This window comes from Micromonospora sp. CPM1, from assembly GCF_023896895.1.
Taxonomy (GTDB): Bacteria; Actinomycetota; Actinomycetes; order Mycobacteriales; family Micromonosporaceae; genus Micromonospora; species Micromonospora tulbaghiae.
The window spans coordinates 124,865-148,057 of sequence record NZ_JAMHIU010000005.1 but is presented as its reverse complement, the minus strand read 5'-3'; the positions used below and the strand labels follow the sequence as shown (position 1 = coordinate 148,057).

Here is a 23,193-nt window from a genome sequence, read left to right as displayed (position 1 = left end):
CCCGGCCGGGCGCGTCGCCACGACGTCGTCGCCCATCGCCGAGGAGGAGCCGTCCCATGGTGATGTCGCCGGATCTGGACCGGGCAGTCGTCCTGGGAGACGAGGAGGCAGCCCGGGGCCACCTGGCCCGGATCTGCTTCAAGACCGGGCCACCCGCACTCGTCGGCGTCGAACTGGAATGGACCGTGCACGACGCTGCGGACCCGGCCCGGCCGGTCGACCGCGAGCGACTACGCGAGGCGCTGGGGCGACACAGCCCCGTGACCCTCGACCCCACCAGCCCGGCCGACGAGCTCCGGCGCGGCGGCGCCGTGACCGTGGAGCCCGGCGGGCAGGTGGAGATCTCCGCGACACCGCGATCGTCGGTAGCCGCGCTCATCCTGGCCACCGAGGCCGACGTCGCCGAGCTGCGGGCCCGGCTGGACGCGGCCGGCCTGGTGCTCGGCCGCAGCGGCATCGACCCCTGGCGCCTTCCCCGGCCGGTCGTGGACACCCCGCGCTACCGGGCCATGCGGTGCGCCTTCGACCGCCGCGGCCCGGCGGGACGGGCGATGATGTACAGCACCGCCGGCCTCCAGGTCTGCCTGGACGCGGGCGAGCCGGACCATCTGGCGCAGCGGTGGGCCACCGCACACGCCGTCGGCCCGCCGCTGCTCGCCGCCTTCGCCACCGCCGACCGGCACGCGGGGCGCCGTACCGGCTGGGCCTCCGCCCGGATGGCCACCTGGCTGGCCATCGACCCGGCCCGCACCCGTCCGGTCTGGTCGCCCGAGCGCGCCGGCGAGGACCCGGTGGCGGCCTGGACCGGGTACGCGCTCGCCGCGCCGCTGCTCTGCGTCCGCGGCGACGGCCCGGACTGGACCGCACCGCCCGGTGTCACGTTCGCCGACTGGCTGGCCGGTGCGCTGCCCCGCCCGCCCACCACCGACGACCTGGACTACCACCTCAGCACGCTGTTCCCGCCGGTACGCCCGCGCGGCTACCTCGAACTGCGCTACCTGGACACCCAGCCCGGCCCGGAGTGGACAGTGCCGCTGGCGGTGCTGGCGGCGATCTTCGCCGACCCGGCCACCACCCGGGACGCGCTGGCGGCTGCTGCGCCGGTCGCCGACCGGTGGCGCGCGGCGGCCCGGTGCGGGCTCGCCGAGCGCCCGCTGGCGACCGCCGCGGCGACGCTGTTCGACCTGGCCCTGACGGCCCTGCCCCGGCTCGACCTGCCGGCCGGCATCCACGACGAGACCCGGCGAGCGATCCGGCGGCACCGCGCCGCCGCGGAGAGGGGACACCGGTGACCACCACCGAGCGACTACGCGACCGGATCGCCGCGGAACTGGAGCGCACCCGGGCCCGTACCGCGCTGCTGACCGACGCGGTGGACGACGACGACCTGGTCCGGCAGCACTCCACGCTGATGTCGCCGCTGGTCTGGGACCTGGCGCACGTCGGCAACCAGGAGGAGCTGTGGCTGGTCCGCGACGTCGGCGGCCGTGACCCGGTGCGCCACGACATCGACGACCTCTACGACGCGTTCAAGCAGCCGCGCAAGGACCGGCCGGCGCTGCCGCTGCTGCCGCCGGCCGAGGCCCGCGCGTACGTGCGCACGGTGCGGGACAAGGTGTTCGACCTGCTCGACGGCATCCGCTTCACCGAGCGTCCCCTGGTCGCCGACGGGTTCGCGTTCGGCATGATCGTGCAGCACGAGCAGCAGCACGACGAGACCATGCTCGCCACCCACCAGCTGCGCGCGGGTGCCCCGGTGCTCGACGCGCCGCCCCCGCCGGAGCCCCGCGCCCGGGCCGGCGGGGAGGTACGGGTGCCGGCCGGGCCGTTCACCATGGGCACCTCCACCGACCCGTGGGCGCTGGACAACGAGCGCCCGGCCCACACCGTCGACCTACCGGCGTACCTCATCGACGCCGCCCCGGTGACGAACGGGCAGTACCGGGCGTTCATCGCCGACGGCGGGTACGACGAGCCGCGCTGGTGGAGCGAGGCGGGCTGGCGGCACCGCGTCGAAGCGGACCTGAGCGCGCCGATGCACTGGCGGCGCGACGGGGACGGCTGGGCGTACCGCCGGTTCGGCCGCTGGTCGCCGGTACGCGACGACGAGCCGGTGGTGCACGTCTGCTGGTACGAGGCGCAGGCGTACGCGGCGTGGGCCGGCAAGCGCCTGCCCACGGAGGCGGAATGGGAGAAGGCGGCCCGCTGGGATCCGGCGACCGGCCGGTCCCGGCGCTACCCGTGGGGTGACGAGGACCCCACCACCGAGCACGCCAACCTGGGGCAGCGGCACCTGTGGCCGGCGCCGGTGGGCGCGTACCCGGCCGGTGCCTCGCCGCTGGGCGTGCACCAGCTCGTCGGCGACGTCTGGGAGTGGACCTCCTCGTCGTTCCGGGGCCACCCGGGCTTCACCGCGTTCCCGTACCGGGAGTACTCGGAGGTCTTCTTCGGCGACGACCACCGGGTGCTGCGGGGCGGGTCGTTCGGCACCGACCGGTCCGCCTGCCGGGGCACGTTCCGCAACTGGGACTACCCGATCCGGCGGCAGATCTTCAGCGGGTTCCGCTGCGCCCGTGACGCCGGCCCGGAGGAGTGAGCCGGCCCGATGTGCCGTCACCTCGCGTACCTCGGTCCACCCGTGCTCCTGGGCAGCCTGCTGTTCGACCCGCCGTACGGGCTGCTGCGCCAGTCGTGGGCGCCGCGTGACATGCGCGGCGGCGGCACGATGAACGCCGACGGCTTCGGCGTCGCCTGGTACCCGGACGACGGCGACCCGGTCCGCTACCGGCGGGCCCAGCCGATGTGGAGCGACACGACGCTGCCGGAGCTGGCCGCCGTGACGCGGGTGCGGGCGGTGCTGGCCGCGGTCCGCTCCGCCACGGTCGGCATGCCGCTGCACGAGACCGCCGCGGCGCCCTTCGCCGAGGGGCGGTGGCTGTTCAGCCACAACGGCGTGGTGCGGGGCTGGCCGGACAGCCTGGTCCCGCTCGCCGCCGGCCTGCCCGTCCGCGACCTGATCACGCTCGACGTGCCGACCGACTCGGCGCTGCTGTGGGCGCTGGTCCGGCACCGGCTGCGGGCCGGCGCGCCGCTGGACGAGGCGGTGGCGGACACCGTCGCGGCGGTCGCCGCCGCCGCTCCCGGCTCGCGGCTGAACCTGCTGCTCACCGACGGTACGACGGTGGTGGCGAGCACGGCCGGGCACGCGCTGTCGGTGCGCCGCGGCCCGGACTCGGTGCTGCTGGCGTCCGAACCGTTCGACGACGACCCGGCCTGGCGGGCCGTGCCGGACGGCCGGCTCGTGGTGGCGACCACGGGCGGGTTCGACGTGCGGGAGACGACCGCCGCCTGACGATCCGTACCCACCGCAAGAGAGGACACTCGATGAGCGCGGAGCCGCTGGAGATCCACCTGGAGCAGCAGGACCTCGACCGTGGGTTGCGGGAGGACGTACGGGTCGGGCTGGCCGCGACGCCGAAGTGGCTGCCGCCGAAGTGGTTCTACGACGCCCGGGGCAGCGAGCTGTTCGAGGAGATCACCCGCCTGCCGGAGTACTACCCGACCCGGGCCGAGCGGGCGGTGCTGGCCGCGCACGCCGACGACGTCGCCACCATGACCGGCGCGAAGACGCTGATCGAGCTGGGCTCGGGCTCGTCGGAGAAGACCCGGCTGCTGCTCGACGCGTTCACCCGCCACGGTGGCCTGGGCACGTTCGTGCCGCTGGACGTCTCGGTGAGCGCGTTGCGGTCGTCCACCGAGCAGATCGCCGCCGCGTACCCGGGGCTGCGGGTGCGGGGGATCGTCGGCGACTTCACCCGCCACATGGACCGGTTGCCCACCGGCGGCCGGCGTCTGGTGGCGTTCCTCGGCGGCACGATCGGCAACCTGCTGCCGGTGGAGCGGGCCGAGTTCCTCACCGCGATGCGCGCGGCGCTGGAGACCGGCGACTGGCTGCTGGTCGGCACCGACCTGGTCAAGGACCCGGGCGTGATCGTGCCCGCGTACGACGACGCGGCGGGCGTGACCGCCGAGTTCAACCGCAACGTGCTCCGGGTGATCAACCGCGAGCTGGGCGCGGACTTCGACGTCGACGCGTTCCGGCACGTGGCGGTCTGGGATCCGCGGCGGGAGTGGATCGAGATGCGGTTGCGCGCCGAGCACCCGACCCGGGTGCGGGTCCTGGACACCGACGTGGTGTTCGCCGCCGGTGAGGAGCTGCGGACCGAGGTGTCGGCCAAGTTCCGGCCGGAGGGCATCGCGGCCGAGCTGACCGCCGCCGGGTTCGACCGGCGGGCGTTCTGGACCGACCCGGACAGGCTGTTCGGGGTGAGCCTGGCGCGGGCCGACTGAGCGCCGCCGTGGCCCCGCCCACACCCGGTGACCGGGCCCGCCGGTGATCGGCTAGGCTGGGCGGCGCGAAGGGGAGTAGCCCCCAATGTCGTGGTCGACACACTGGTGCGTTCCGCATCCGGCCACGCGGCCCCGGTCTCCGGGGCGGGCGAGACCTTCGACTCAGGCTGTCGCAGCCGGGTCGAGGGCGCCCCCGTTCCTCCTCCCGGCTTGATCGGGAAGGTTCACATGGAGGGTTTCCTCGTCGCGCTGGTGGTCAGCTTCGGCGTCATCTTCGTCGCCGAGCTGGGCGACAAGTCCCAGCTCATGGCACTGACGTTCGCCACGCGGTTCAAGCCGGTGCCGGTGCTCATCGGCATCACGATCGCCACCGCCGTCGTCCACCTGGCCTCGGTGGCCATCGGGTACGGCCTGAACGCCGCCCTGCCCACCGACTGGATCTCGCTGATCGCCGGTCTGGCGTTCCTCGGCTTCGGCGCGTGGACGCTGCGCGGCGACAGGCTGACCGAGGAGGAGAAGCGCAAGGCCGAGCGCGGCGGCCGGTCCGCGGTCATCGCCGTGGGCGTGGCGTTCTTCCTGGCCGAACTGGGCGACAAGACCATGCTCGCCACCATCACGCTGGCCACCAAGTACGGCTGGTTCGGCACCTGGCTCGGGTCGACGCTCGGCATGGTGGCCGCGGACGCGCTGGCGATCCTGGTGGGCCGGATGCTCGGCCGGCACCTGCCGGAGCGGACCATCCGCTACGGCGCGGCGGTGCTGTTCGCCATCTGCGGCCTCTGGCTGATCTTCGAGGCGGTCTCCGAGCTGACCTGAGCCGACCCCGCGCCCGATGATCGGAGACCGCTTCGGTGGGTAAGTAGCCGGGTGAGCGCCGTGGCGGTGACCGCCCGGCGGAGGACGAATCGGCACGACCGGGAGGTTCCGCCCATGAGCAGGCACGACGAGCCCAACGAGTACGGCTTCGCCGGGGGCGCCACCGCGCCGGAGCCGCCGCCGGGCGGGCGCGAGGACGAGCAGGACCGCGCCGAGCAGGTGGCCGTGCCTGGTGACGACCTCACCGGCCCGGCCGCCGAGGCGCTCGAGGAACCGGAGCGCAAGCGCGAGCCGCGCCCGGCCGAGCGCCGGAGCTGAGGCGTAACCGCGTGGCACGTGCGGCGGGTGTGACCGGCTGGTCGCACCCGCCGCGCCGGCTTCAGGCCGGGCCCTCCTGGTAGACGTCCGGGATGCCGTCACCGTCGGCGTCCCGGCTCTCCCGTTCGCTGATCCGCCGGTAGACCCGGTTGCGGCGGACCAGCACCACCGAGGCGAGCAGGGCGGAGATCAACGAGCCGAGCAGCACGGCCACCTTGACGCCGTCCTCCTCCGGGCTGCCGGCGCCGAACGCCAGCTCGCCGATGAGCAGCGACACGGTGAAGCCGATGCCGGCCAGCAGCGCCAGCCCGAGCAGGTCGGCCCAGGTGATCTCCTCGTCCAGCTCGGCCCGGGTGAACCGGGCGAGCAGGTACGTCGACCCGAACACGCCGATCACCTTGCCGAGCACCAGGCCGGCGGCCACCGCGATCACCACCGGGTTGGTCAGCACGCCGCCCACGTCCACGCCGACCAGCGTCACCCCGGCGGCGAAGAAGGCGAAGACCGGCACGGCCAGGCCGGCGGAGACCGGCCGCCAGCGGTGCTCCAGCCGCTCGGCCAGGCCGGGCGCGCCGTCGCGGCCGCGCAGCACCGGCACCGTGAAACCGAGCAGCACGCCCGCCACGGTGGCGTGCACGCCAGAGGCGTGCACCAGCGTCCAGGCGACCACCGCCAGCGGGATCAGCGCCCACCACCAGGTCCGCCGGCGCTGCACGAGCAGCCCGAACGCGGCGATCGGCAGCAGCGCGCCGAGCAGCGGCAGCGGCTGGAAGTCGGCGGTGTAGAACACCGCGATGATGGTGATCGCGAACAGGTCGTCGACCACCGCGAGGGTGAGCAGGAACGCGCGCAGTCCCTGCGGCAGGTGGGAGCTGACCACGGCGAGCACGGCGAGCGCGAAGGCGATGTCGGTGGCGGTGGGGATGGCCCATCCGCGCAGGCCGGCGCCGCCGGCGCCGAGCGTCACCGCCAGGTAGATCAACGCGGGCGCGATCATGCCGCCGAGCGCGGCGATCACGGGCAGCGCGGCCCGCCGGGGGTCGCGTAGGTCACCGGCGACGAACTCGCGCTTGAGTTCCAGCCCGACCACGAAGAAGAAGATCGCCAGCAGCCCGTCGGCGGCCCAGGTGCGCAGGTCCAGGTCCAGGTGCAGGCCGGCGCCGCCGGGCCACGGCACCCAGTGGCTCAGTTCGGCGTACGCGGCACGCCACGGCGAGTTCGCCCAGATCAGGGCGAGCACCGCACCGAGCAGCAGCAGGCCGCCGCCGACCGTCTCGGTGCGCAGCACGTCGGCCAGGAAGCGGGCCTCCGGCCAGGAGCGGCGGGACAGCAGGCGGGACCGGTGCGGGGTGTGCTGGGGCATGCGGCGTCCGTTCGGAAGCTGGGGTCGGCGGAACAATCGCCGACCAGGCTTCCCGGCACACCGGAACCAACCCTAACGGGTGCCGCCACCGGCGGCGAGCCGAGCCGGCCGATGGGACGCCCGTCTCACCACCTGGGCGGGGCGTCCCATCGGCCGGCGGGTCAGCGTTGTCCGGGCAGCGCCGGCAGGGACACCCCGGCCGGGTCGCAGAACGCGGCCATCCGCTTGATCAGCTCGTCCGGGTCGGCGTACGGGTCGAGCCCGCGGATCTCGTCCGGGTCCAGCTCGGGCACCGGGACGTGGGAGATCAGCGGGTGCAGCGGCCGGCTGTCCACCTCGTCGGCGCCGAACAGGTGCTCGTGCAGCTTCTCGCCCGGGCGCAGGCCGGTGAAGACGATCTCCACCGGGCGGTCCGCCTCGGCGGCCAGCCGGCGTGCCACGTCGGCGATCCGGACCGGCTCGCCCATGTCGAGCACCAGCGCCTCGCCGCCCCGGCCGATCGTCGCGGCCTGGAGCACGAGGTGCACCGCCTCCTGCACGGTCATGAAGTACCGCGTCACGTCGGGGTGGGTGACGGTGATCGGCACCCCGGCCCGGACCTGCGCCTGGAACGCGGTGAGCACCGAGCCGCGGCTGCTGAGCACGTTGCCGAACCGGACGCTCAGGTACCGGCCGTTGAGCCGCTGCGCCTGGTACGCGGTGAGCCGCTCGGTGATCCGCTTGGAGTAGCCGAGGACGCTCGCCGGGTTGGCCGCCTTGTCGGTGGAGATGTTGACGAACTCGGCGACGTCCCGGCACGCCTCCAGCACGTTCAGCGTACCCAGGATGTTGGTCTTGATCGCCTCGCCGGGGTGGCGCTGGAGCAGCGTGAGGTGCTTGAGCGCCGCGGCGTGGAAAACCACGTCGGGCTGCCGGTCGGCGATCACCCGGGCGATGCCCTCGGCGTCGCGGATGTCGGCCAGGATCAGCTCCGGCCCGTCCAGCAGAGCGCGCCCGTACAGGGACATCTGCAGGGCGTGCAGCGCGGACTCGTCCCGGTCGAGCATCATCAGCTCGTCCGGCTCGCAGCGGGCGATCTGGCGGCACAGCTCCGAGCCGATCGAGCCACCCGCGCCGGTGACGAGCACCCGGCGTCCGGCCAGCCCGCCGCGCTCGACGCTCAGCTCGGCCACCCGGTGCGCGCGGCCCAGCAGGTCGGTGAGCTGGAGGTCGCGGACATCGGTGGCGGTCACCGGACGGTCGAGCACCTCGCGTACCGGCGGCAGGACCTTGAACGCCGCCCCGGCCTCCAGCGTGCGGGTGCGCACGTCGCGCAGCAGCTGCGGGTCGAAGCCGCTCATCGAGAAGATGACCGTGCTCGCCCGGGTGGCCCGGACGGCGGCGGCGATCTGCTCCCGGCCGCCGAGCACGCGCAGCCGCTCCAGCCGCAGCCCGCGGCTGTCGGGCGCGTCGTCGAGCAGGCCCACCGGCCGGTAGCTGCTGTCCGGGTCGTGCAGCAGCACCCGGACGAGCCGCTCGCTCGCGGCGTCCACGCCGTAGATCAGGCAGCGCTCGGCGTGTCGGGCGGCGGGCGGCCGGCGGTCGGCGTGGGCCCGCCAGAGTCCCCGGGCGGCCGCCATCACCACGAGCGCCACCGCACCGCCGACCAGCGGCGTGCTGGCCGGGACCGGGTGCTGCGTCCACGGCAGGACGGCGACGAAGCCGACGGCGGTGACGAGCGCGACGGTGACGGCCAGGCCCTGCGCGTCGCCGGCGCTGCCGATCGGATACCGGCCGTAGAGCCGGGACCGCAGCAGCGTGAGCGCGGCGTACAGCGCGGCGCAGGCCAGTGCCACGCCGAGCGTACGGGCGCTGGCGGCGGCGGTGAGGTCGAACTCGTACCGCGTCCAGGCCGCGCCGAGAAAACCTCCGCACCACGCGGCCGTGTCCAGCGTTAACAGGGAAAGGGTGGCGGCGCGGTGGGTGATCCGGCCGGGGGGTCGAACGGCTGTGATCGCGTCACGATCCATGGGCTGCCCTCTGTGTCCTATCCGTATTGAAAGGATTAGACCGTCTGTGCCTGTTCGGTCGTTTACTGTCGTCCAGTCACGTAACGTCGTGAATAGGCGATTCGATCCTGGCACGGCGACTGGGGTTTTTAGGGGGCTTTCGTGCAGTTTCATCGGCAGACCGGCGTGTCGCGAGGGGGAGCGTGATGGACGTTCTCGGCTACCTGCGCCTGGTCCGACGCCACTGGTGGATCGTGCTGGTGACGGTGATGCTCGGCCTGGGCACCGCCGCGCTGGTGACGGTCCGGACGGCGCCTCGGTACGAGGCCTCGGTGACGTTCTTCGTCACCACGCCCAGCCAGGGGGTCACCGACGCCTACCAGGGCAGCCTCTTCCTCCAGCAGCGGGTGAAGTCCTACGGTGACCTGCTCACCAGCGACCGGCTGGCGCAGAGCGTGGTGGCCGACGCGCCGCTCGGCCTCACCGCCGACCAGGTGCGCAGCCGGATCCACACCACCGCCACGACCGGCACGGTCCTGCTCAAGGCGACGATCACCGACACCGACCAGACCCGGGCGCTGAAGACCACCGAGATGCTCGCGACCAAGTTCACCGAGCTGGTACGCAAGGTCGAGACGCCGCCGGACGGCAAGTCCCCGCCGATCAAGATCGAGGTGGTCAGCGGTCCCCGGGTCACCTCCAACCCGGTCTCGCCGCAGCCCACCCGCAACCTGGTCCTGGGCGGTCTGCTCGGCCTGCTCGCCGGCGTCGGGCTGGCCGTGCTGCGCGGGGTGGCCGACGTCCGGATGCGCGACGGCGCCGGGCTGCAACGGGTGACCGGCAGTCCGCTGCTCGGCGAGATCCCGTACGAGACCGGCGCGCGGTCCGCGCCGCTGATCGTCGGTGAAGCGGCCACCTCGGCCCGGGCCGAGGCGGTCCGCAAGCTGCGCACCAACCTGCGCTTCGTGGACGTGCACGAGCCGGCCCGGGTCATCGCGGTCACCAGCGCGCTGCAGGGCGAGGGCAAGACCACCATGGCCTGCAACACCGCCATCGCGCTGGCCGAGGCGGGCTGGCGGGTGCTGCTGATCGACGCCGACCTGCGCCGCCCCAAGGTCGCCGACTACCTCGGGCTCGACGGCGGCGTCGGCCTCACCGACGTGCTCGTCGGTGACGTCCAGGTCGGTGACGTGGTGCAGCGCTGGGGCGAGAAGTCCCTGCTGGTGCTGCCCAGCGGCGCCACCCCGCCCAACCCGAGCGAGCTGCTCGGCTCCAAGTCCATGGCGGACCTGCTGGTCGCGTTGCGGGACTCGGCCGACATCGTGGTCATCGACACCGCGCCGCTGCTGGCGGTCACCGACGGAGTGGTGGTGGCCGTGCAGGCCGACGGCGCGCTCCTGGTCACCCAGCAGGGGCGTACCTCCCGCAGCCAGGTCGCGGCGGCGGCGCACGCGCTCAGCTCGGTCTCGGTACGCCTGCTCGGCTGCGTGCTCAACATGGCCAAGGTGGCCAAGTCGGACGCCTACCAGTACGAGGCGTACAAGGTGGTCGTGCCGCCCGCGGCGCCGTCCGTGCCGGCCGACCGGGCCGGCTCCCGGCGGGGCGCGAAGGCCGTGGGCGACCGGACGCAGGAACTCACCCGGCTGTCGCGATGAGCGCGAGCACGGGCCGGATCGACCGCTCGATCTCCTCGGCGCAGCGCCGGAAGTCGGCCGGCGAGCCGCCGATCGGGTCGCGCAGGTCCTCCGCGTCGGGGGCGGCGGGTTGCAGCCGCCCCCGGGCGCGGACCGCGGCCGACACCGCCGCCCGCAACGGCGTGCCCGCGTCCGTCTCCGCCTCGGCGGGGCGGGCCTCGGCCGCCAGCCGGGCGAACTGCCGCAGCGTGAACGTCCGGGTCAGCGCGGCCGGCGCCAGCGCGGTGCAGGCCGAGCGTTGCCGGCGGGTCGCGGTCAGCACCAGCGCCGCTCCGGTCAGGTGCTCCGGGCGCAGCCGGCGGGTCCGGAAGGCCGCCGGGTCCGCGCCGGTGGCCGCTGTCACCTCGACCGCATACGGGTGCATCGCGGCCCCGTCGATCGCGTCGGTCCCCGCGCTGGCCACCGCCAGCGGCAGGCCGGCCAGCATCCGGCGGGCGATGAACTCCGCCATCGGTGACCGGCACATGTTCGCGTGGCAGACGAAGAGCACCTCGTCGACCATCTGCACCCCTCTCGTCGGCACGGTCGCGACGGAGGGTGCCGCGACGGCGCTCTTCCGGCGGTCGCGGCCGGACGCAGAGGGGATGCGGGAATCGTACGCGGTGCGGCGCCCGGCCGTCCGGAAAGCCGCGCCGGGAGCGCGGCCATGAGGGTCGGCATCCTCACCTACCACTTCCCGCCGGAGCCGGCGTTCGTCCCGGGCAGCCTGGCCGAGGAGCTGGTGGCCCGGGGCCACGAGGTACGGGTGGTCACCGGTTTCCCGGACTACCCGGGCGGCCACGTCTATCCCGGCTGGCGGCAGCGCTGGCGGCACCAGACGCACAGCGAGCGGCTGACCGTGCGCCGGGTGCCCCGGTACGCCGCGGGCGACGATTCCGCCCGTGCCCGCACCACGAGCTGGCTGTCCTTCGCCGGCAGTGCCGCGCTCGCCGGTCGGGGACTGCTGCGCGACGTGGACGTGCTCTACGTCTACGGCCACCCGGCGGTCACGTTCGCCGCCACCGGGCTGCTGCGGCTGCTCGGCCGTACGCCCACCGTGCTGCACGTGCAGGACGTGTGGACCGGGCGGGACGGGCGCGCCGAGCGGGACGGCGGGCGGCCGGCGCGGCTGGAGGCCGCGACCCGTCGCCTCTACCGGGAGGCGGCGGTGGTGGCGGTCGGCTCGCCGTCCATGGCGGATCTGGTCCGTGCCGGCGGGGCCGACCCGGGCCGGGTGCGCACGGCGCCGAACTGGACCGACGAGCGCATCTTCCGCCCCACCCAGGCCGGCCCGGCGGTGCGGCGGCTGGTCCGCCGGGACGACCGCTGCGTGGTGATGCACGCCGGCACGATCGGCGCCCGCCAGGATCTGGAGACGGCGGTCCGCGCGGCGGCGGCGCTCGGCGACCGGATGGACCTGGTGCTCGTGGGATCGGGCCCGCAGGAGCGGCAGGTCCGAGGGCTCGCCGCCGACCTCGGCGCGGACAACGTCCGGTTCCTGGAACGACGGTCCGCCGTGGACATGCCGCAGCTCTACGCCGCCGCCGACTACCAGCTCGTGGCCCAGCGCGACCTGCCGGAGCTGTGTGGCCGGGTGCCCGACAAGCTCCAGGCCGCGCTGTCCTGCGCCGCGCCGGTGGTCGCCTCCGCGGCGGGGGAGACGGCGGAGGTGGTGGAGCGGGCCCGCGCCGGTCTGTCCTGCCCGCCGGAGGACTGGGCGGCGCTGGCCGACCGCTTCTGGCTGGCCGCCGCCATCCCGCCGGCCGCCCGGATCGACATGGGCCGGCGGGGCCGCGACGCGTACCTGCGGGACATGTCGATGCGGGCCGGTGTGGACCGGATCGAGGCGCTGCTGCACGAGGCGGCCGAGCGGACGCCGAACCGAACAAAACTCGCACACAGCAACTAATTCACCAGAGTGTCGAATAACGCCTCGAACAGGCACTTTTTCGTGCTAAAAAGCACTCGATCGCGAATAGTGTCCGATTCGACCGACAAGTAGGGGGAATCCGTGACCGGACCTGGTGCCACGCCCGTCCGGCGGCGTCGCTCGCGCCGGCGTCGGCGCGCCCGGGTCCGCCGGATCCTGCTGACCGGGCTGGTCGTCGTATCGGTGCTGCTCAGCGCCGGCGGCTGGGTCGCGTTCCGGGGCTGGCAGGCCCGCGCCCACCTGGTCAACGCCGCCGGGCTGGCCCGGGAGCTCAGCGCCCAGGTGCTCGACGGCGACGTGGCCCGGGCCCAGCGCACGCTCGCCGCGTTGCAGGAGCAGGCCGCCGCCGCGCGCGGCGAGACCGGGGATCCGGTGTGGTGGGTGGGCCAGCAGACCCCGTACGCGGGGGACAACCTGGCCGCGGTACGGCAGATCTCGGTGGCGGTGGACGACCTGGCCCGGCTCGCGTTCCCCACGCTGCTGCGCGTCGACCTCGCCTCGCTGGTGCCGAAGCAGGGCAAGCTGGACCTGGCCCGCCTGCGCGCCGTCTCGGCCGAGGTCTCCGCCGCCGACCAGGCGGTGCGCACGACGGCCGACCGGCTGCGGAAGGTGCCCACCGGCGACCTTGTGACGCAGGTACGCGACGCGGTCACCGCGCTGCGCGCGGAGCTGGACCAGCTCGGCGAGCTGACCTCCGCGGCTGATCGCGGCGCGCGGCTGCTGCCGCCACTTCTCGGCGCGGACGGACCGCGCAGCTATCTGCTGGTCTCGCAGAACCCGGCCGAGCTGCGCGCCACGGGCGGCATGTTCGGCGCGTACGCCGTCCTGCGTGCCGAGGGTGGACGGATCCGCCTCGTGAAGCAGGGCAGTTCGTCCGACCTGCGGTTCTTCGACCCGCCACTCAAGATCGACGCGGAGGCGAAGCGGCTCTGGGGCGATCTGCCGGGCATCTATCCGGCGGACGTGAACCTCAACCCGGACTTCCCGGCCGCCGCCGCGCTCTACCGGGACATGGTGCGTCGCCGGACCGGCACCACTGTGGACGGGGTGCTGGCGGTGGACCCGGTGGTCCTGTCGTACCTGCTCGGCGTCGTGGGTCCGGTGAACGTGCCGGACGGGCCGGCGCTCGCCGCCGCCACCGCCGTCCGCACGCTCCTCAGTGACTCGTACCGGGACCTGGACACGAAGGACCAGGACGAGTACTTCACCAAGGCGGCCTCGGGCGTCTTCGACACCCTGTTCACCAAGACGGTAGACCCACGCGCACTTTTGACCGTTTTTACCCGTTCAATCAATGAACGTCGGATATTGTTCTGGAGTGTCCGATCTGAGGAGCAACGCGCACTGGCCGGCAGCCGGCTGGCCGGTCAGCTTCCGGAGAAGGACACCGTGCCGACCGTCGGCGTGTTCCTCAACGACGGCAGCGGCGCGAAGCTCGGCTACTACCTCAGGTTCTCGGCCACCGTGACGGTCGGCGAATGCCACCCGGACGGACGCCGCGAGCTGCGGCTGAAGGTCACGGTGCACTCCACCGCCCCGAAGTCGGGCCTGAGCAAGTCGGTCACCGGGCTGGCTCTGGCCGGCGACAAGTACACCGCACGCACCTTCGTCTCCGTGCACACGCCCACCGGCGGCGCCGTCCTCACCGGCCGGCTGGACGGACGGGACACCGCGATGGGCAGCGGCACCGACGGCCGCCGCCAGGTGGCGGTCGCGAAGGTCGAGGCCCGCCCGGGACAGACCCGGACGCTCGACGTCACGGTGCTCACCGGCAAGACCGGCGCCGGGACGGCCGAGCTGGTGCACACGCCCACCGTCACCCCATGGACCACCCAAGTAGTCAACGCACCAAGCTGTGAACAGTAGGAGGGAATCCATCATGCGGCTATCCCGCATCATCATGGCGCTCACGGTGGGCCTGGCCGTAGCGGCCGTGCCGACCGCGGCCGGGGCGGCGCAGCCGCAGCCCCCGGTCTACCCGCCCGAGGTCGCGTCGCTGACCGTCTCACCGACCACCATCCGGCTCGGCGAGACGTTCACCCTGCGGGGCTCGAACTTCGCGCCGAACGAGACGGTGCGGATCGACGTGGCGATCTCGGGTCTGCCCGCGGCCGCCCCGGCCGAGGGGACCGCGCGGCGCAGCGACGGCAGCACGGTGGCGATGGCGCCGGTCGCCTACACGCCCAACCGCGCCCAGCCGCAGCCCGCGCCGACCACGTTCACCGTGACGGCCGACGCCAACGGCAACTTCACCGTCACCTACCGGCCGACCCGGCCGGGCCGGTACACGTTCACCGCCACCGGCCTGACGTCCGGGCGGATCGCGAGCGCCACCGGCACCGTCCTGCCGCCGCGGCCGACCAAGTCGCCGCACCACGGCGGTCTGCCGGTGACCGGTGACAGCATCGGCACGCCGCTGAAGCTCGGTGGGGGCCTCGCCGCCGCCGGTGCGGTGCTGCTGCTGGCGTCCATGGCCTGGCGCCGCCGTCGCCTCGGCTGATCCGGGGCGCGCCGGGGACGACCCGGCTCGATCGTGAGTGCCCGCCGGACCTCGTCCGGCGGGCACTCACGTGTCCGGGCGACGCGACACAATGAGCCATGGACGCGACACCGTGGACCGACCGGACCGGCCTGCTCACGCTGCCCGGGGGCGCCACCGTACGCGGGCGCAAGGTCGCCGCGCCCGCCTCGCCCGCCGACTTCGCGCTGCTGCTGGCGCCCGGTCCCGAGCCGGAGTGGCCGGCCCGGCGGGTCCGCTGGCCCGACTTCTGGATCCCGTCCGACCGCGCCGACGCCCTGGACGCGCTGCGGGAGGCGCGGCGGCGGGCGTACGCGGGGGAGCGGGTCGAGGTGGCCTGTCACGGCGGCGTCGGGCGCACCGGCACCGCGCTGGCCGCGCTCGCCGTGCTGGACGGGCTGCCGCCCGCGCGGGCGGTGGCCTGGGTCCGGTCCCACTATCACCGGCGCGCGGTGGAGACACCGTGGCAGCGGTGGTGGCTGCGCGGCGTGCGCTGACACCCGCGCCGGTCACCGAACGGGACCGCCCGATCGGCACGGCGTCACGACACCGGTGAGCCGTCCGGACCTGATCATCGGTGTCGGTAGGGTGCCTTCTCATGAGAGCCCGGGTCCTGGCCGCCGCCACCGCCGTCACCCTGCTCGCCACCGGGGCGCCCGCCCCGGCCGCCGCCGCCCCGGCCACCACACCCGCCGCCCCCGCCGCGCCCGCGACCGCGCCCTGCCCGCGCCTGCCCGCGCCGAAGGTCAGCCGGCCGCCGCGCCCGACACCGCCGGCCACGACACCCGAACAGGCGGCGGTGGGCGGCGAGGCGCTGGCCGGCACCGGGCTGGTCATGCCACCCGGCAGCCCCGCGCCCCCGGCGGTCACCGCCACCACCTGGCTGGTGGCGGACCTGGACACCGGCGCGGTCCTCGGCGCGTGCGGCCCACACGTCCCCGGCACCCCGGCCAGCACCCAGAAACTGCTGCTGGCCGCCACCATGCTGAGCCGGCTGGACCCCGAGCAGGTCGCCGTCGCCACCCGCGCCGACCTGGACATCGAGCCGGGCAGCTCGGCCGTCGGCCTGCTCGTCGGCGGCCGCTACAGCGTGGCGACGCTGTGGCTGGGCCTGCTGCTCCAGTCCGGCAACGACGCCGCGAACATGCTGGCCCGCCTCGGCGCCGGCAGCGCACAGGCCGGCGTCGCCGAGATGAACGAGCAGGCCCGCCGGCTCGGCGCCGGGCAGACGCACGCGGTCACACCGTCCGGCCTGGACGGACCCGGCCAGTTCACCAGCGCGTACGACCTGGCACTCATCGCGCGGGCCTGCTTCGCCGACGCCGCGTTCCGCCGGTACGCGCTCACCGAGCGCACGCAGATCCCGGCCCAGCCCGCGCTGAAGAAGGGCGGGTTCCAGATCCAGAACGAGAACCAGCTCATCTACCGCTATCCCGGCGCGCTCGGCGGCAAGACCGGCTTCACCGAACTGGCCCGGCACAGCTACGTCGGTGCCGCGCAGCGGGACGGACGCCGTCTCGTGGTGACGCTGCTCGGCGCCGAGGCCCGCCCGGTACGCGGCTGGCAGCAGGGCGCCCAGCTGCTCGACTGGGGCTTCCGGCTGCCCCGGGACGCCTCGGTCGGCCGGCTGGTCGAGCCGGGCGAGCGGGACGCCGAGGCGGCGCAGCCCCGGCAGGCGGCGGCCGCCGAGCCCACCCGTACCGCCTCCCCGCCGTGGCGGGGGCCGGCCGGGACGGCGCTGCAACGCATCGGCGACGGGGACTGGCGGGTGATCGTGCCGGTCGCCGGCCTGCTGGCGCTCACCGTGGGCGGGGTGGCGGCGGTGCTCGCCGCCCGCCGGGGCCGCGCCCGCAGGCGGGGACGCCGCCGCGCCTGAGCGGGCGGCACCCTACCGCGCGGTCCCGGCGCCGGAACGCGAATCCCGGAGCCGGTGACCCGTTCGGGTCGGCGTGGCTACCGTCCGGGTCATGAGGACCTGGGGACCCTTCGTGGCGCTGGCCGCCGCCCTGCTGCTGCCGGCGCCGGCGACACCGGCGGCGGCCGCCGTCCGCGCGCCCGTACGCCGGCTGCCGGCCGCGCCGCCCTGCCCGAACGTGCCGGCCCCGTCGACCCGGCCACCGCAGCCGCCGCCGGCGCCCGACCCGGCCGCGCGGGCCGTCGGCGGCGCGGCGCTGGACACCGCCGGGCTGGTCGTCCCGCCCGCGTCGAGCGCGCCACCGGCGGTGACCGCCACCTCCTGGGTGGTCGCGGACCTGGACAGCGGCGCGGTGCTCGGCGGCTGCGGCCCGCACGAGTACGGCGTACCGGCGAGCGTGCAGAAGCTGCTGCTTGCCGCCACCATGCTGCCCCGGCTGGACCCGAACCGGGAGGTCACGGTGACCGCCGGGGACCTGGCTGTCGAACCGGGCAGCTCGGCGGCCGGGCTGGTCGAGGGCGGGCGCTACCGGATCGAGACGATCTGGCTCGGCCTGCTGCTGCGCTCCGGCAACGAGGCGGCCAACGCGCTCGCCCGGCTCGGCGGCGGCCCGGACGGACTGGCCGGCGGGATACGGGCGATGAACGAGGAGGCGCACCGGCTCGGCGCCCGGCAGACGCACGCGGTCACCCCGTCCGGGCTGGACGGACCGGGGCAGTTCACCAGCGCGTACGACCTGGCGCTCATCGCGCGGGCGTGCTTCGCCGACCCGGCGTTCCGCAGGTACGCCGCCACCCGGTCCGCGCAGATACCGGCCCAGCCGGCGCAGCGGGCGAAGGCGTTCGCCATCTCCAACGACAACATGCTGCTGGACCACTATCCGGGCGCGCTCGGCGGCAAGACCGGCTTCACCGACCTGGCCCGGCACACGTACGTCGGGGCGGCCGAGCGCGGCGGACGGCGCCTGGTGGTCACGCTGCTGGGCGCCGAGGTGACCACGCAGCGGGGCTGGCAGCAGGGCGCGGCGCTGCTGGACTGGGGGTTCGCGCAGCCGCGCGACGCCTCCGTGGGACGGCTGGTCGAGCCGGGGGAGCTGGACCGGTCCGCGCCTCCGGCGGGCGGGGCGGCCTCGGCCCTGGCCGGGCACGCCGGCCTGACCGGCGGCGGATCGGCACCCGGGCCGCGACCGGGCGCGGGTGTGACAGTGGCGGTGGGCGCGGTGCTGACGGCCGGGGGAGCGCTGCTGCTGGCCCGGCGTCGCCGCCACGCCGCCGCCGTCGCCATGTCGACCGGGTCGGCCCTGCGGGAGCCGGAAATTCCGGAACAGGACTGAAAGGAGCGGCCCGGATCAGCGGCAGGCGGGCCCGGCGGTGCTGTCCCGTACGACGAGTTCGGTGGCCAATTCGACCCGGGGCGAGTCGATCTCGTCGCCCTGGGCCAGCCGCAGCACGGTGCGCGCGGCGAGCCGGCCCATCTCCACCAGCGGCTGGCGCACAGTGGTCAGCGGCGGTGACGCCCACCGCGCCTCGGGCAGGTCGTCGAAGCCCACCACGCTCACGTCGTCGCAGACCCGCAGCCCGCGGCGGCGCACCGCCTCGTACACCCCGAACGCCATCTGGTCGCTGGCGGCGAAGATGGCCGTCGGCGGGTCGTCGAGGTCGAGCAGCGCGCCACCGGCGGTGAAGCCGGACGCGTGGTAGAAGTCGCCGGGCTGCACCAGCCGGTCGTCGGCGGCGACTCCGGCGGCGGCCAGCGCGGCCCGGTAGCCGTCCAGCCGGGCCCGGCTGCACAGCAGGTGCGGCGGGCCGGCCACGAAACCGATCCGGCGGTGGCCGAGCTTGAGCAGGTGCTCGGTGGCGGCCAGGCCGCCGGTCCAGTTGGTGGCGCCGATCGCCGGCACGTCCGTGGCGGCCACGCCGGCCGCCGGGTCGACCACCACCACCGGCACGTTGAGGCGCCGCAGCTGGGCCTGCACGGCCGGGCTCAGGTGCGAGGTCACCACGATCACGCCGTCGGACGCGCGGGCGCGCAGGTTGTGCAGCCACTGCCGGGTGGAGCTGGACTCGCGGTGGATCGCCGAGACGACGGTGCCCACCCCGGCGGCGTGGCTGACGTCCTCCACGCCGCGGATGATCTCCACCGCCCACGGGCTGTCCAGGTCGTTGAAGACCAGGTCGACCAGGTCCGCCCGGCGCACCGTACGACTGCCCCGGCGCCGGTAGCCGTGGTGGCGCAGCAGCTCCTCGACCCGTTCCCGGGTGTCCGGTGCGACGTCGGAACGCCCGTTGAGCACGCGCGACACGGTCGGGACCGAGACGCCGGCCTCCCGTGCGATCGCGGTGATGGTCACCCTGCGCTCGTCGTCCGCGCTCACCCGTGTTCCCTTCGCCGGCTGCCGGAACCGACCGGTAGACCGTCCCGCCCCACGCACATCTTGCCGTACGCCGAGGGCTTGACGACAGGCCGGACCGGCCCTAGCGTTCGCACGAGTTGCGGAAACCTTCCGGAAATGCGCCCGCCATCTTCGACGGCTCGCCGTCCACCCCCGACGAAGGACGAGGAATCCGAGGCGTGTTCACCGACCTGACCGAGGCCGAACTCCGTACCCACCGCAGCGACCTGCACGAGCCTCCGGACTTCGACGCGTTCTGGGCTGACACTCTGGCACAGGCGCGCTCGTGCGGCGACCCCGTGTCGGCGACCCCGCTGCCGACGCCGCTGACCGGGGTCGACGTCTTCGACGTGACGTTCCCCGGCTTCGCCGGACAGCCGATCCGCGCCTGGCTGCGGGTGCCGCGCGGCGCCGCCGGGCCGCTGCCCACGATCGTGCAGTACGTCGGGTACGGCGGCGGGCGCGGCCACGCGCTGGAGAACCTGCTCTGGTCCGCGGCCGGCTTCGCCCACCTCCAGATGGACACGCGCGGGCAGGGCTCGGGGTGGAGCCGCGGCGACACACCCGACGTCGCCGCGGGCGGACCGCAGGCGCCGGGCATGGCCACCCGGGGCATCGAGGACCCGAACCGGTACTACTACCGGCGCTTCCTCACCGACGCGGTCCGCGCCGTGGACGCCGCGTGCGAGCTGCCGGCGGTCGACCCGGACCGGATCGCCGTGCTCGGTCACAGCCAGGGCGGGGCCGCCGCGCTCGCCGCCGCCGCGCTGGCGCCGAGGGTGCGCGCGGCGGTGGCGCTCGTGCCGTTCCTCTGCGACATCCCGCGTGCGATCACGATCACCGACGCCACGCCGTACCGGGAGATCCGCGACTACCTCGCCGTGCACCGGGACCGCGAGGAGCAGGCGCTGCGCACGCTCGGCTACGTCGACGGCGTCGCGTTCGCCCGCCGCGCCACGGTGCCGGCCCGGTTCTCCGTCGCGCTGATGGACGAGATCACGCCGCCGTCCACCGTCTACGCCGCCTACCACGAGTACCGGGGCGACAAGGACCTGACGGTGTGGCGGTTCAACGGCCACGAGGCGGGCGGCATCGACGACGACGCCGCCGCTGTCGACTTCCTCCGTACCGTGCTGGGCGGCTGACCACCGGTTCCGCCGATGCCGGCCCGCCCGGGCTGGTAGACACGGCGGGTGGGCACCGGCAGACGCGCGACGGCGGTCCTGGCCGTCGCGGCCGCGTTGCTCGCCGCCGCCTGCCAGCGGCCCGCGCCGTCCCCGTCGCCGTCCGCGCCGCCGTCACCCACGCCGACCGGCCCGCGCGCCCCGGCGGACTTCGTGGACCTCGCCACCGTCGACCCCACCGTCCGCACCGACATCCGGTACGCGGGCCCGCACAACTTCGTCGGCCGCCCGATCGACGGGTACGCCGAACCGCGCTGCCTGCTCACCCGCCCGGCCGCGCAGGCGCTGCACCGGGTGCAGACCGCCGCGCTCGCCGGCGGGCACAGCCTCAAGGTGTACGACTGCTATCGCCCGCAGCGCGCGGCGGACGACTTCGTCGCCTGGGCGAAACTCCCCGGCGAGCAGCGGATGAAGGGGGAGTTCTACCCCGCCGTACCCAAGGACCGGCTGTTCGCCGACGGCTACATCGGCGCCCCCACCGCGCACAGCCGGGGCAGCACCGTCGACCTGACCCTGGTCCCGGTCTCCGCCGCCGCGCAGCCCGCGTACACGCCCGGCCGGCCGCTCGTGCCGTGCACCGACCCGGCCGGCCGCCGCTTCGCCGACGACTCGATCGACATGGGCACCGGGTTCGACTGCTTCGACCCGCGCGCCCACACCGCCGACGCACGGATCAGCGACACCGCCCGGAGCAACCGGGACCTGCTGCGCCGGCTGATGTCCGCGCAGGGCTTCGAGAACTATCCGCTGGAGTGGTGGCACTACCGGTACGTCGACGAGCCGTACCCGGACACCTGGTTCGACTTCCCGGTGGCCGGTTCGTCGCTGCGGTGAGGCGGTCGTTCCACCATGATCGATTGCGGCTAGGCTCGGCGCTCATGGAGACCGAACGGATCGGCCCGCCGCTGCTCGCCGGCGAGCGGGAGTCGCTGCGCGCCTTCCTCGACTTCCACCGGGCGACGCTGGCCCTCAAGTGCGAGGGGCTGACCGACGAGCAGCTGCGGCGGCCGGCGTCGCCGCCGTCCACGCTGTCGCTGCTCGGTCTGGTCCGGCACATGGCGGAGGTGGAGCGCACCTGGTTCCGCCGGGTCATCGCCGCCGAGGACGTGCCGCTGGTGTGGTCGGACAGCGGCGACTTCCAGCAGGCGTACGACGCCCGCGACGCCGACGCGGCGGAGGCGTTCGAGGCGTGGCGGCGCGAGATCGAGCACGCCCGGCGCATCGAGCGGGAGGCCGAGTCGCTCGACGTGACAGGTCACCAGGCCCGCTGGGGCGAGGACGTCTCGCTGCGCCTGGTCATGCTGCACATGCTGCACGAGTACGCCCGCCACAACGGGCACGCCGACCTGATCCGCGAGGCGATCGACGGCACCGTCGGCGTCTGAGCCGGCGCGGTCACCGCCCGCTACACCGCCTTCAGCGCGTGCGCAGCGGCAGCCAGGCCAGCACGTCGGAGATGCGCGCGTCCCAGTACGCCCAGTCGTGGTCGCCCGGACCGAAGTCGACGGTGACCGGCACGTCGCGTTTCCGGGCCACGTCGAGGAACCGCATGCTGTCCTCGTACAGGAAGTCCTCGGTGCCGCAGGCGACGTAGAGCGCCGGCCGGTCGTCGCCGGAGCGCTCCAGCAGCCCCACCGTGTCGTCGTCCTCGGGCACCGGGCCGTCACCCCAGACGGTGTGCCACACCGCGGGGTCGACCGGATGGGTCGGATGGTGGCGGCGGCGCGTCACGTCCAGCGCCCCGGACAGGCTGGCCGCCGCCGCGAACCGGTCCGGGTGGCGCAGCGCCCACTTCACCGCCCCGTAGCCGCCCATCGACAGGCCCGCGACGAACGTGTCGTCCCGGCGGGTCGACAGCCGGAAGAACGACCGGCACACCTCGGGCAGCTCCTCGCTGAGGAACGTCCAGTACCGGTTGCCGTGCGCCTCGTCGCAGTAGAAACTGCGCTGCACCTGCGGCATCACCACGGCCAGCCCCAGCGGCGCCACGTACCGCTCGATCGAGGTGCGCCGGGTCCACACCGTGTCGTCGTCGGTCAGGCCGTGCAACAGGTAGAGCACCGGCGGGTCACCGTCGGCGGCCGTGCCCGGCACGCCGATCCCGGCCGCGCCGCGATCGGGCAGCAGCACCGTCATCGACGTGCCCATGCCGAGCGCCTCGGAGAAGAAGTCACACCGGATGAGCGCCATGAGGCGGCAGCCTACCTCGGAGGGGTTCGATGCGGGCGTTCCTATTGCCCCGGGACGGTCGCACGGGAAAAGATGGCCGTGCGTGCCGGAAACACACCCGTAACCTGCGCGCTGCTGGTCTCTGTCACGAGGAAGTGGGAGTCAGTCATGAGCGACGTGTCGGCCGCACTGGGTGTGCGCCTCTACCCGGACCTGGTCGAGCCCGGCGGTCTCGCCCCCGCGCTCGTGGCGACCGCCGCCGCGCACCAGCTCGACGTCGGCGAGGTGACCGCGCCCGAGCAGGGGCGCAGCCGGTTCACCTGCGCCGAGATGACCTCCGCCCGGGGCGTCGTCTGCGTCAGCCTCGGCTCCCAGGCCCGCTACTTCATGATCGACCTGCGGGTGGACGGCGACGTCCAGGCCCGGGGCGACGCCACCGACCTGCTCCAGGTCGCGCAGGTCGCCGCCGCGTGGCGGGTCGGCATCACGCTGGCCGAGCTGACCGCGCGCTATCCGTTCATGGAGGAGATGCGGCGCCACCCGGTGGCGCACGCCGGCTGACAGCCGGGCCGCCGGG

At 74.6% G+C, this 23,193-nt stretch carries 22 protein-coding genes; 17 read left to right on the top strand and 5 right to left on the bottom strand.

Features of this window, described 5'->3' with window-relative positions; translation table 11 throughout:
• Window positions 1-56 precede the first annotated feature (56 nt).
• From egtA to M8C11_RS08275, 6 genes are all read left to right on the top strand, one after another.
• Window positions 57-1,292, top strand: a complete 1,236-nt coding sequence (gene egtA, locus M8C11_RS08300; RefSeq protein ID WP_252449123.1) for an ergothioneine biosynthesis glutamate--cysteine ligase EgtA — start codon at window positions 57-59, stop codon at window positions 1,290-1,292.
• Window positions 1,289-2,596 carry an ergothioneine biosynthesis protein EgtB gene (gene egtB / locus M8C11_RS08295; RefSeq protein ID WP_252449122.1) on the top strand — a complete coding sequence of 436 codons (1,308 nt, stop codon included), beginning with the start codon at window positions 1,289-1,291 and terminating at the stop codon, window positions 2,594-2,596. The genes egtA and egtB overlap by 4 nt, the downstream gene beginning before the upstream one ends.
• Before the next feature lie 9 nt (window positions 2,597-2,605).
• On the top strand, window positions 2,606-3,352 hold the full coding sequence (egtC, locus tag M8C11_RS08290; RefSeq protein ID WP_252449121.1) for an ergothioneine biosynthesis protein EgtC: 747 nt from the start codon (window positions 2,606-2,608) through the stop codon (window positions 3,350-3,352).
• A 32-nt stretch (window positions 3,353-3,384) separates the two neighbouring features.
• On the top strand, window positions 3,385-4,350 hold the full coding sequence (gene egtD, locus M8C11_RS08285; protein WP_252449120.1) for an L-histidine N(alpha)-methyltransferase: 966 nt from the start codon (window positions 3,385-3,387) through the stop codon (window positions 4,348-4,350).
• Between the two features lie 228 nt (window positions 4,351-4,578).
• Window positions 4,579-5,166: a TMEM165/GDT1 family protein gene (locus M8C11_RS08280; protein ID WP_013286559.1), complete on the top strand. Its 588-nt coding sequence runs from the start codon at window positions 4,579-4,581 to the stop codon at window positions 5,164-5,166.
• Window positions 5,167-5,280: 114 nt separating this feature from the next.
• Window positions 5,281-5,484 carry a hypothetical protein gene (locus tag M8C11_RS08275; protein WP_091418011.1) on the top strand — a complete coding sequence of 68 codons (204 nt, stop codon included), beginning with the start codon at window positions 5,281-5,283 and terminating at the stop codon, window positions 5,482-5,484.
• 61 nt (window positions 5,485-5,545) lie between these two features.
• Here M8C11_RS08275 and nhaA read toward each other — a convergent pair whose 3' ends face one another.
• Together nhaA and M8C11_RS08265 are read right to left on the bottom strand one after the other, a co-directional pair.
• Window positions 5,546-6,847: a Na+/H+ antiporter NhaA gene (gene nhaA / locus M8C11_RS08270; protein ID WP_120569702.1), complete on the bottom strand. Its 1,302-nt coding sequence runs from the start codon at window positions 6,845-6,847 to the stop codon at window positions 5,546-5,548.
• 161 nt (window positions 6,848-7,008) lie between these two features.
• Window positions 7,009-8,856, bottom strand: a complete 1,848-nt coding sequence (locus M8C11_RS08265) for a polysaccharide biosynthesis protein (RefSeq protein WP_252449119.1) — start codon at window positions 8,854-8,856, stop codon at window positions 7,009-7,011.
• Between the two features lie 185 nt (window positions 8,857-9,041).
• Here M8C11_RS08265 and M8C11_RS08260 point away from each other — a divergent pair, with 185 nt between their 5' ends.
• On the top strand, window positions 9,042-10,490 hold the full coding sequence (locus tag M8C11_RS08260; protein ID WP_252449118.1) for a polysaccharide biosynthesis tyrosine autokinase: 1,449 nt from the start codon (window positions 9,042-9,044) through the stop codon (window positions 10,488-10,490).
• Here M8C11_RS08260 and M8C11_RS08255 read toward each other — a convergent pair.
• Window positions 10,471-11,052: a low molecular weight phosphatase family protein gene (locus M8C11_RS08255; RefSeq protein ID WP_252449117.1), complete on the bottom strand. Its 582-nt coding sequence runs from the start codon at window positions 11,050-11,052 to the stop codon at window positions 10,471-10,473. The two genes, M8C11_RS08260 and M8C11_RS08255, sit on opposite strands and share 20 nt — an antisense overlap.
• A gap of 123 nt (window positions 11,053-11,175) precedes the next feature.
• On the opposite strand from M8C11_RS08255, the gene M8C11_RS08250 reads away from it, so the two are divergent.
• The 6 genes from M8C11_RS08250 (at window position 11,176) to M8C11_RS08225 (ending at window position 18,204) form a co-directional block, all read left to right on the top strand.
• Entirely contained in the window at window positions 11,176-12,417 is a 1,242-nt protein-coding gene (locus M8C11_RS08250) for a glycosyltransferase family 4 protein (protein WP_252449116.1), read from the top strand.
• Between the two features lie 102 nt (window positions 12,418-12,519).
• A complete protein-coding gene (locus M8C11_RS08245; RefSeq protein ID WP_252449115.1) occupies window positions 12,520-14,304 on the top strand; it encodes a DUF4012 domain-containing protein in 1,785 nt (594 codons plus the stop codon).
• 13 nt (window positions 14,305-14,317) lie between these two features.
• Entirely contained in the window at window positions 14,318-14,938 is a 621-nt protein-coding gene (locus tag M8C11_RS08240) for a hypothetical protein (RefSeq protein WP_091418035.1), read from the top strand.
• A 98-nt stretch (window positions 14,939-15,036) separates the two neighbouring features.
• Entirely contained in the window at window positions 15,037-15,453 is a 417-nt protein-coding gene (locus tag M8C11_RS08235) for a protein-tyrosine phosphatase family protein (protein ID WP_252449114.1), read from the top strand.
• Window positions 15,454-15,554: 101 nt separating this feature from the next.
• Window positions 15,555-16,832: a D-alanyl-D-alanine carboxypeptidase family protein gene (locus tag M8C11_RS08230; protein WP_252449113.1), complete on the top strand. Its 1,278-nt coding sequence runs from the start codon at window positions 15,555-15,557 to the stop codon at window positions 16,830-16,832.
• 91 nt (window positions 16,833-16,923) lie between these two features.
• Window positions 16,924-18,204, top strand: coding sequence for a D-alanyl-D-alanine carboxypeptidase family protein (locus M8C11_RS08225; protein WP_252449112.1), 1,281 nt, complete (start codon window positions 16,924-16,926; stop codon window positions 18,202-18,204).
• Window positions 18,205-18,219: 15 nt separating this feature from the next.
• Here M8C11_RS08225 and M8C11_RS08220 read toward each other — a convergent pair whose 3' ends face one another.
• On the bottom strand, window positions 18,220-19,245 hold the full coding sequence (locus M8C11_RS08220) for a LacI family DNA-binding transcriptional regulator (RefSeq protein ID WP_120569710.1): 1,026 nt from the start codon (window positions 19,243-19,245) through the stop codon (window positions 18,220-18,222).
• Window positions 19,246-19,442: 197 nt separating this feature from the next.
• On the opposite strand from M8C11_RS08220, the gene M8C11_RS08215 reads away from it, so the two are divergent.
• From M8C11_RS08215 to M8C11_RS08205, 3 genes are read left to right on the top strand one after another with little or no spacing between them, the layout of a single operon-like run.
• Entirely contained in the window at window positions 19,443-20,408 is a 966-nt protein-coding gene (locus M8C11_RS08215) for an acetylxylan esterase (protein WP_120569711.1), read from the top strand.
• Between the two features lie 48 nt (window positions 20,409-20,456).
• Window positions 20,457-21,281, top strand: a complete 825-nt coding sequence (locus M8C11_RS08210; protein WP_252449111.1) for a M15 family metallopeptidase — start codon at window positions 20,457-20,459, stop codon at window positions 21,279-21,281.
• Between the two features lie 44 nt (window positions 21,282-21,325).
• Window positions 21,326-21,832 (top strand): DinB family protein, encoded by a 507-nt coding sequence (locus M8C11_RS08205; RefSeq protein ID WP_091418060.1) that lies wholly within the window; start codon window positions 21,326-21,328, stop codon window positions 21,830-21,832.
• Window positions 21,833-21,863: 31 nt separating this feature from the next.
• On the opposite strand, the gene M8C11_RS08200 is transcribed toward M8C11_RS08205, so the two are convergent.
• Window positions 21,864-22,637 carry an alpha/beta hydrolase family protein gene (locus M8C11_RS08200; protein ID WP_252449110.1) on the bottom strand — a complete coding sequence of 258 codons (774 nt, stop codon included), beginning with the start codon at window positions 22,635-22,637 and terminating at the stop codon, window positions 21,864-21,866.
• Window positions 22,638-22,784: 147 nt separating this feature from the next.
• Here M8C11_RS08200 and M8C11_RS08195 point away from each other — a divergent pair, with 147 nt between their 5' ends.
• A complete protein-coding gene (locus M8C11_RS08195) occupies window positions 22,785-23,177 on the top strand; it encodes a hypothetical protein (protein ID WP_120569714.1) in 393 nt (130 codons plus the stop codon).
• The last annotated feature ends 16 nt before the right edge of the window (window positions 23,178-23,193 follow it).

Bases quoted from the DNA above. Each gene is read 5' to 3' on its own strand.
- egtC (WP_252449121.1), top strand. From the start codon at position 2,606: ATGTGCCGTCACCTCGCGTACCTCGGTCCACCCGTGCTCCTGGGCAGC.
- egtD (WP_252449120.1), top strand. From the start codon at position 3,385: ATGAGCGCGGAGCCGCTGGAGATCCACCTGGAGCAGCAGGACCTCGAC.
- M8C11_RS08200 (WP_252449110.1), bottom strand. From the start codon at position 22,637: ATGGCGCTCATCCGGTGTGACTTCTTCTCCGAGGCGCTCGGCATGGGC.
- M8C11_RS08230 (WP_252449113.1), top strand. From the start codon at position 15,555: ATGAGAGCCCGGGTCCTGGCCGCCGCCACCGCCGTCACCCTGCTCGCC.
- M8C11_RS08250 (WP_252449116.1), top strand. From the start codon at position 11,176: ATGAGGGTCGGCATCCTCACCTACCACTTCCCGCCGGAGCCGGCGTTC.
- M8C11_RS08235 (WP_252449114.1), top strand. From the start codon at position 15,037: ATGGACGCGACACCGTGGACCGACCGGACCGGCCTGCTCACGCTGCCC.
- M8C11_RS08240 (WP_091418035.1), top strand. From the start codon at position 14,318: ATGCGGCTATCCCGCATCATCATGGCGCTCACGGTGGGCCTGGCCGTA.
- M8C11_RS08265 (WP_252449119.1), bottom strand. From the start codon at position 8,856: ATGGATCGTGACGCGATCACAGCCGTTCGACCCCCCGGCCGGATCACC.
- M8C11_RS08275 (WP_091418011.1), top strand. From the start codon at position 5,281: ATGAGCAGGCACGACGAGCCCAACGAGTACGGCTTCGCCGGGGGCGCC.
- egtA (WP_252449123.1), top strand. From the start codon at position 57: ATGGTGATGTCGCCGGATCTGGACCGGGCAGTCGTCCTGGGAGACGAG.
- nhaA (WP_120569702.1), bottom strand. From the start codon at position 6,847: ATGCCCCAGCACACCCCGCACCGGTCCCGCCTGCTGTCCCGCCGCTCC.
- M8C11_RS08260 (WP_252449118.1), top strand. From the start codon at position 9,042: ATGGACGTTCTCGGCTACCTGCGCCTGGTCCGACGCCACTGGTGGATC.
- M8C11_RS08195 (WP_120569714.1), top strand. From the start codon at position 22,785: ATGAGCGACGTGTCGGCCGCACTGGGTGTGCGCCTCTACCCGGACCTG.
- M8C11_RS08280 (WP_013286559.1), top strand. From the start codon at position 4,579: ATGGAGGGTTTCCTCGTCGCGCTGGTGGTCAGCTTCGGCGTCATCTTC.
- M8C11_RS08205 (WP_091418060.1), top strand. From the start codon at position 21,326: ATGGAGACCGAACGGATCGGCCCGCCGCTGCTCGCCGGCGAGCGGGAG.
- M8C11_RS08225 (WP_252449112.1), top strand. From the start codon at position 16,924: ATGAGGACCTGGGGACCCTTCGTGGCGCTGGCCGCCGCCCTGCTGCTG.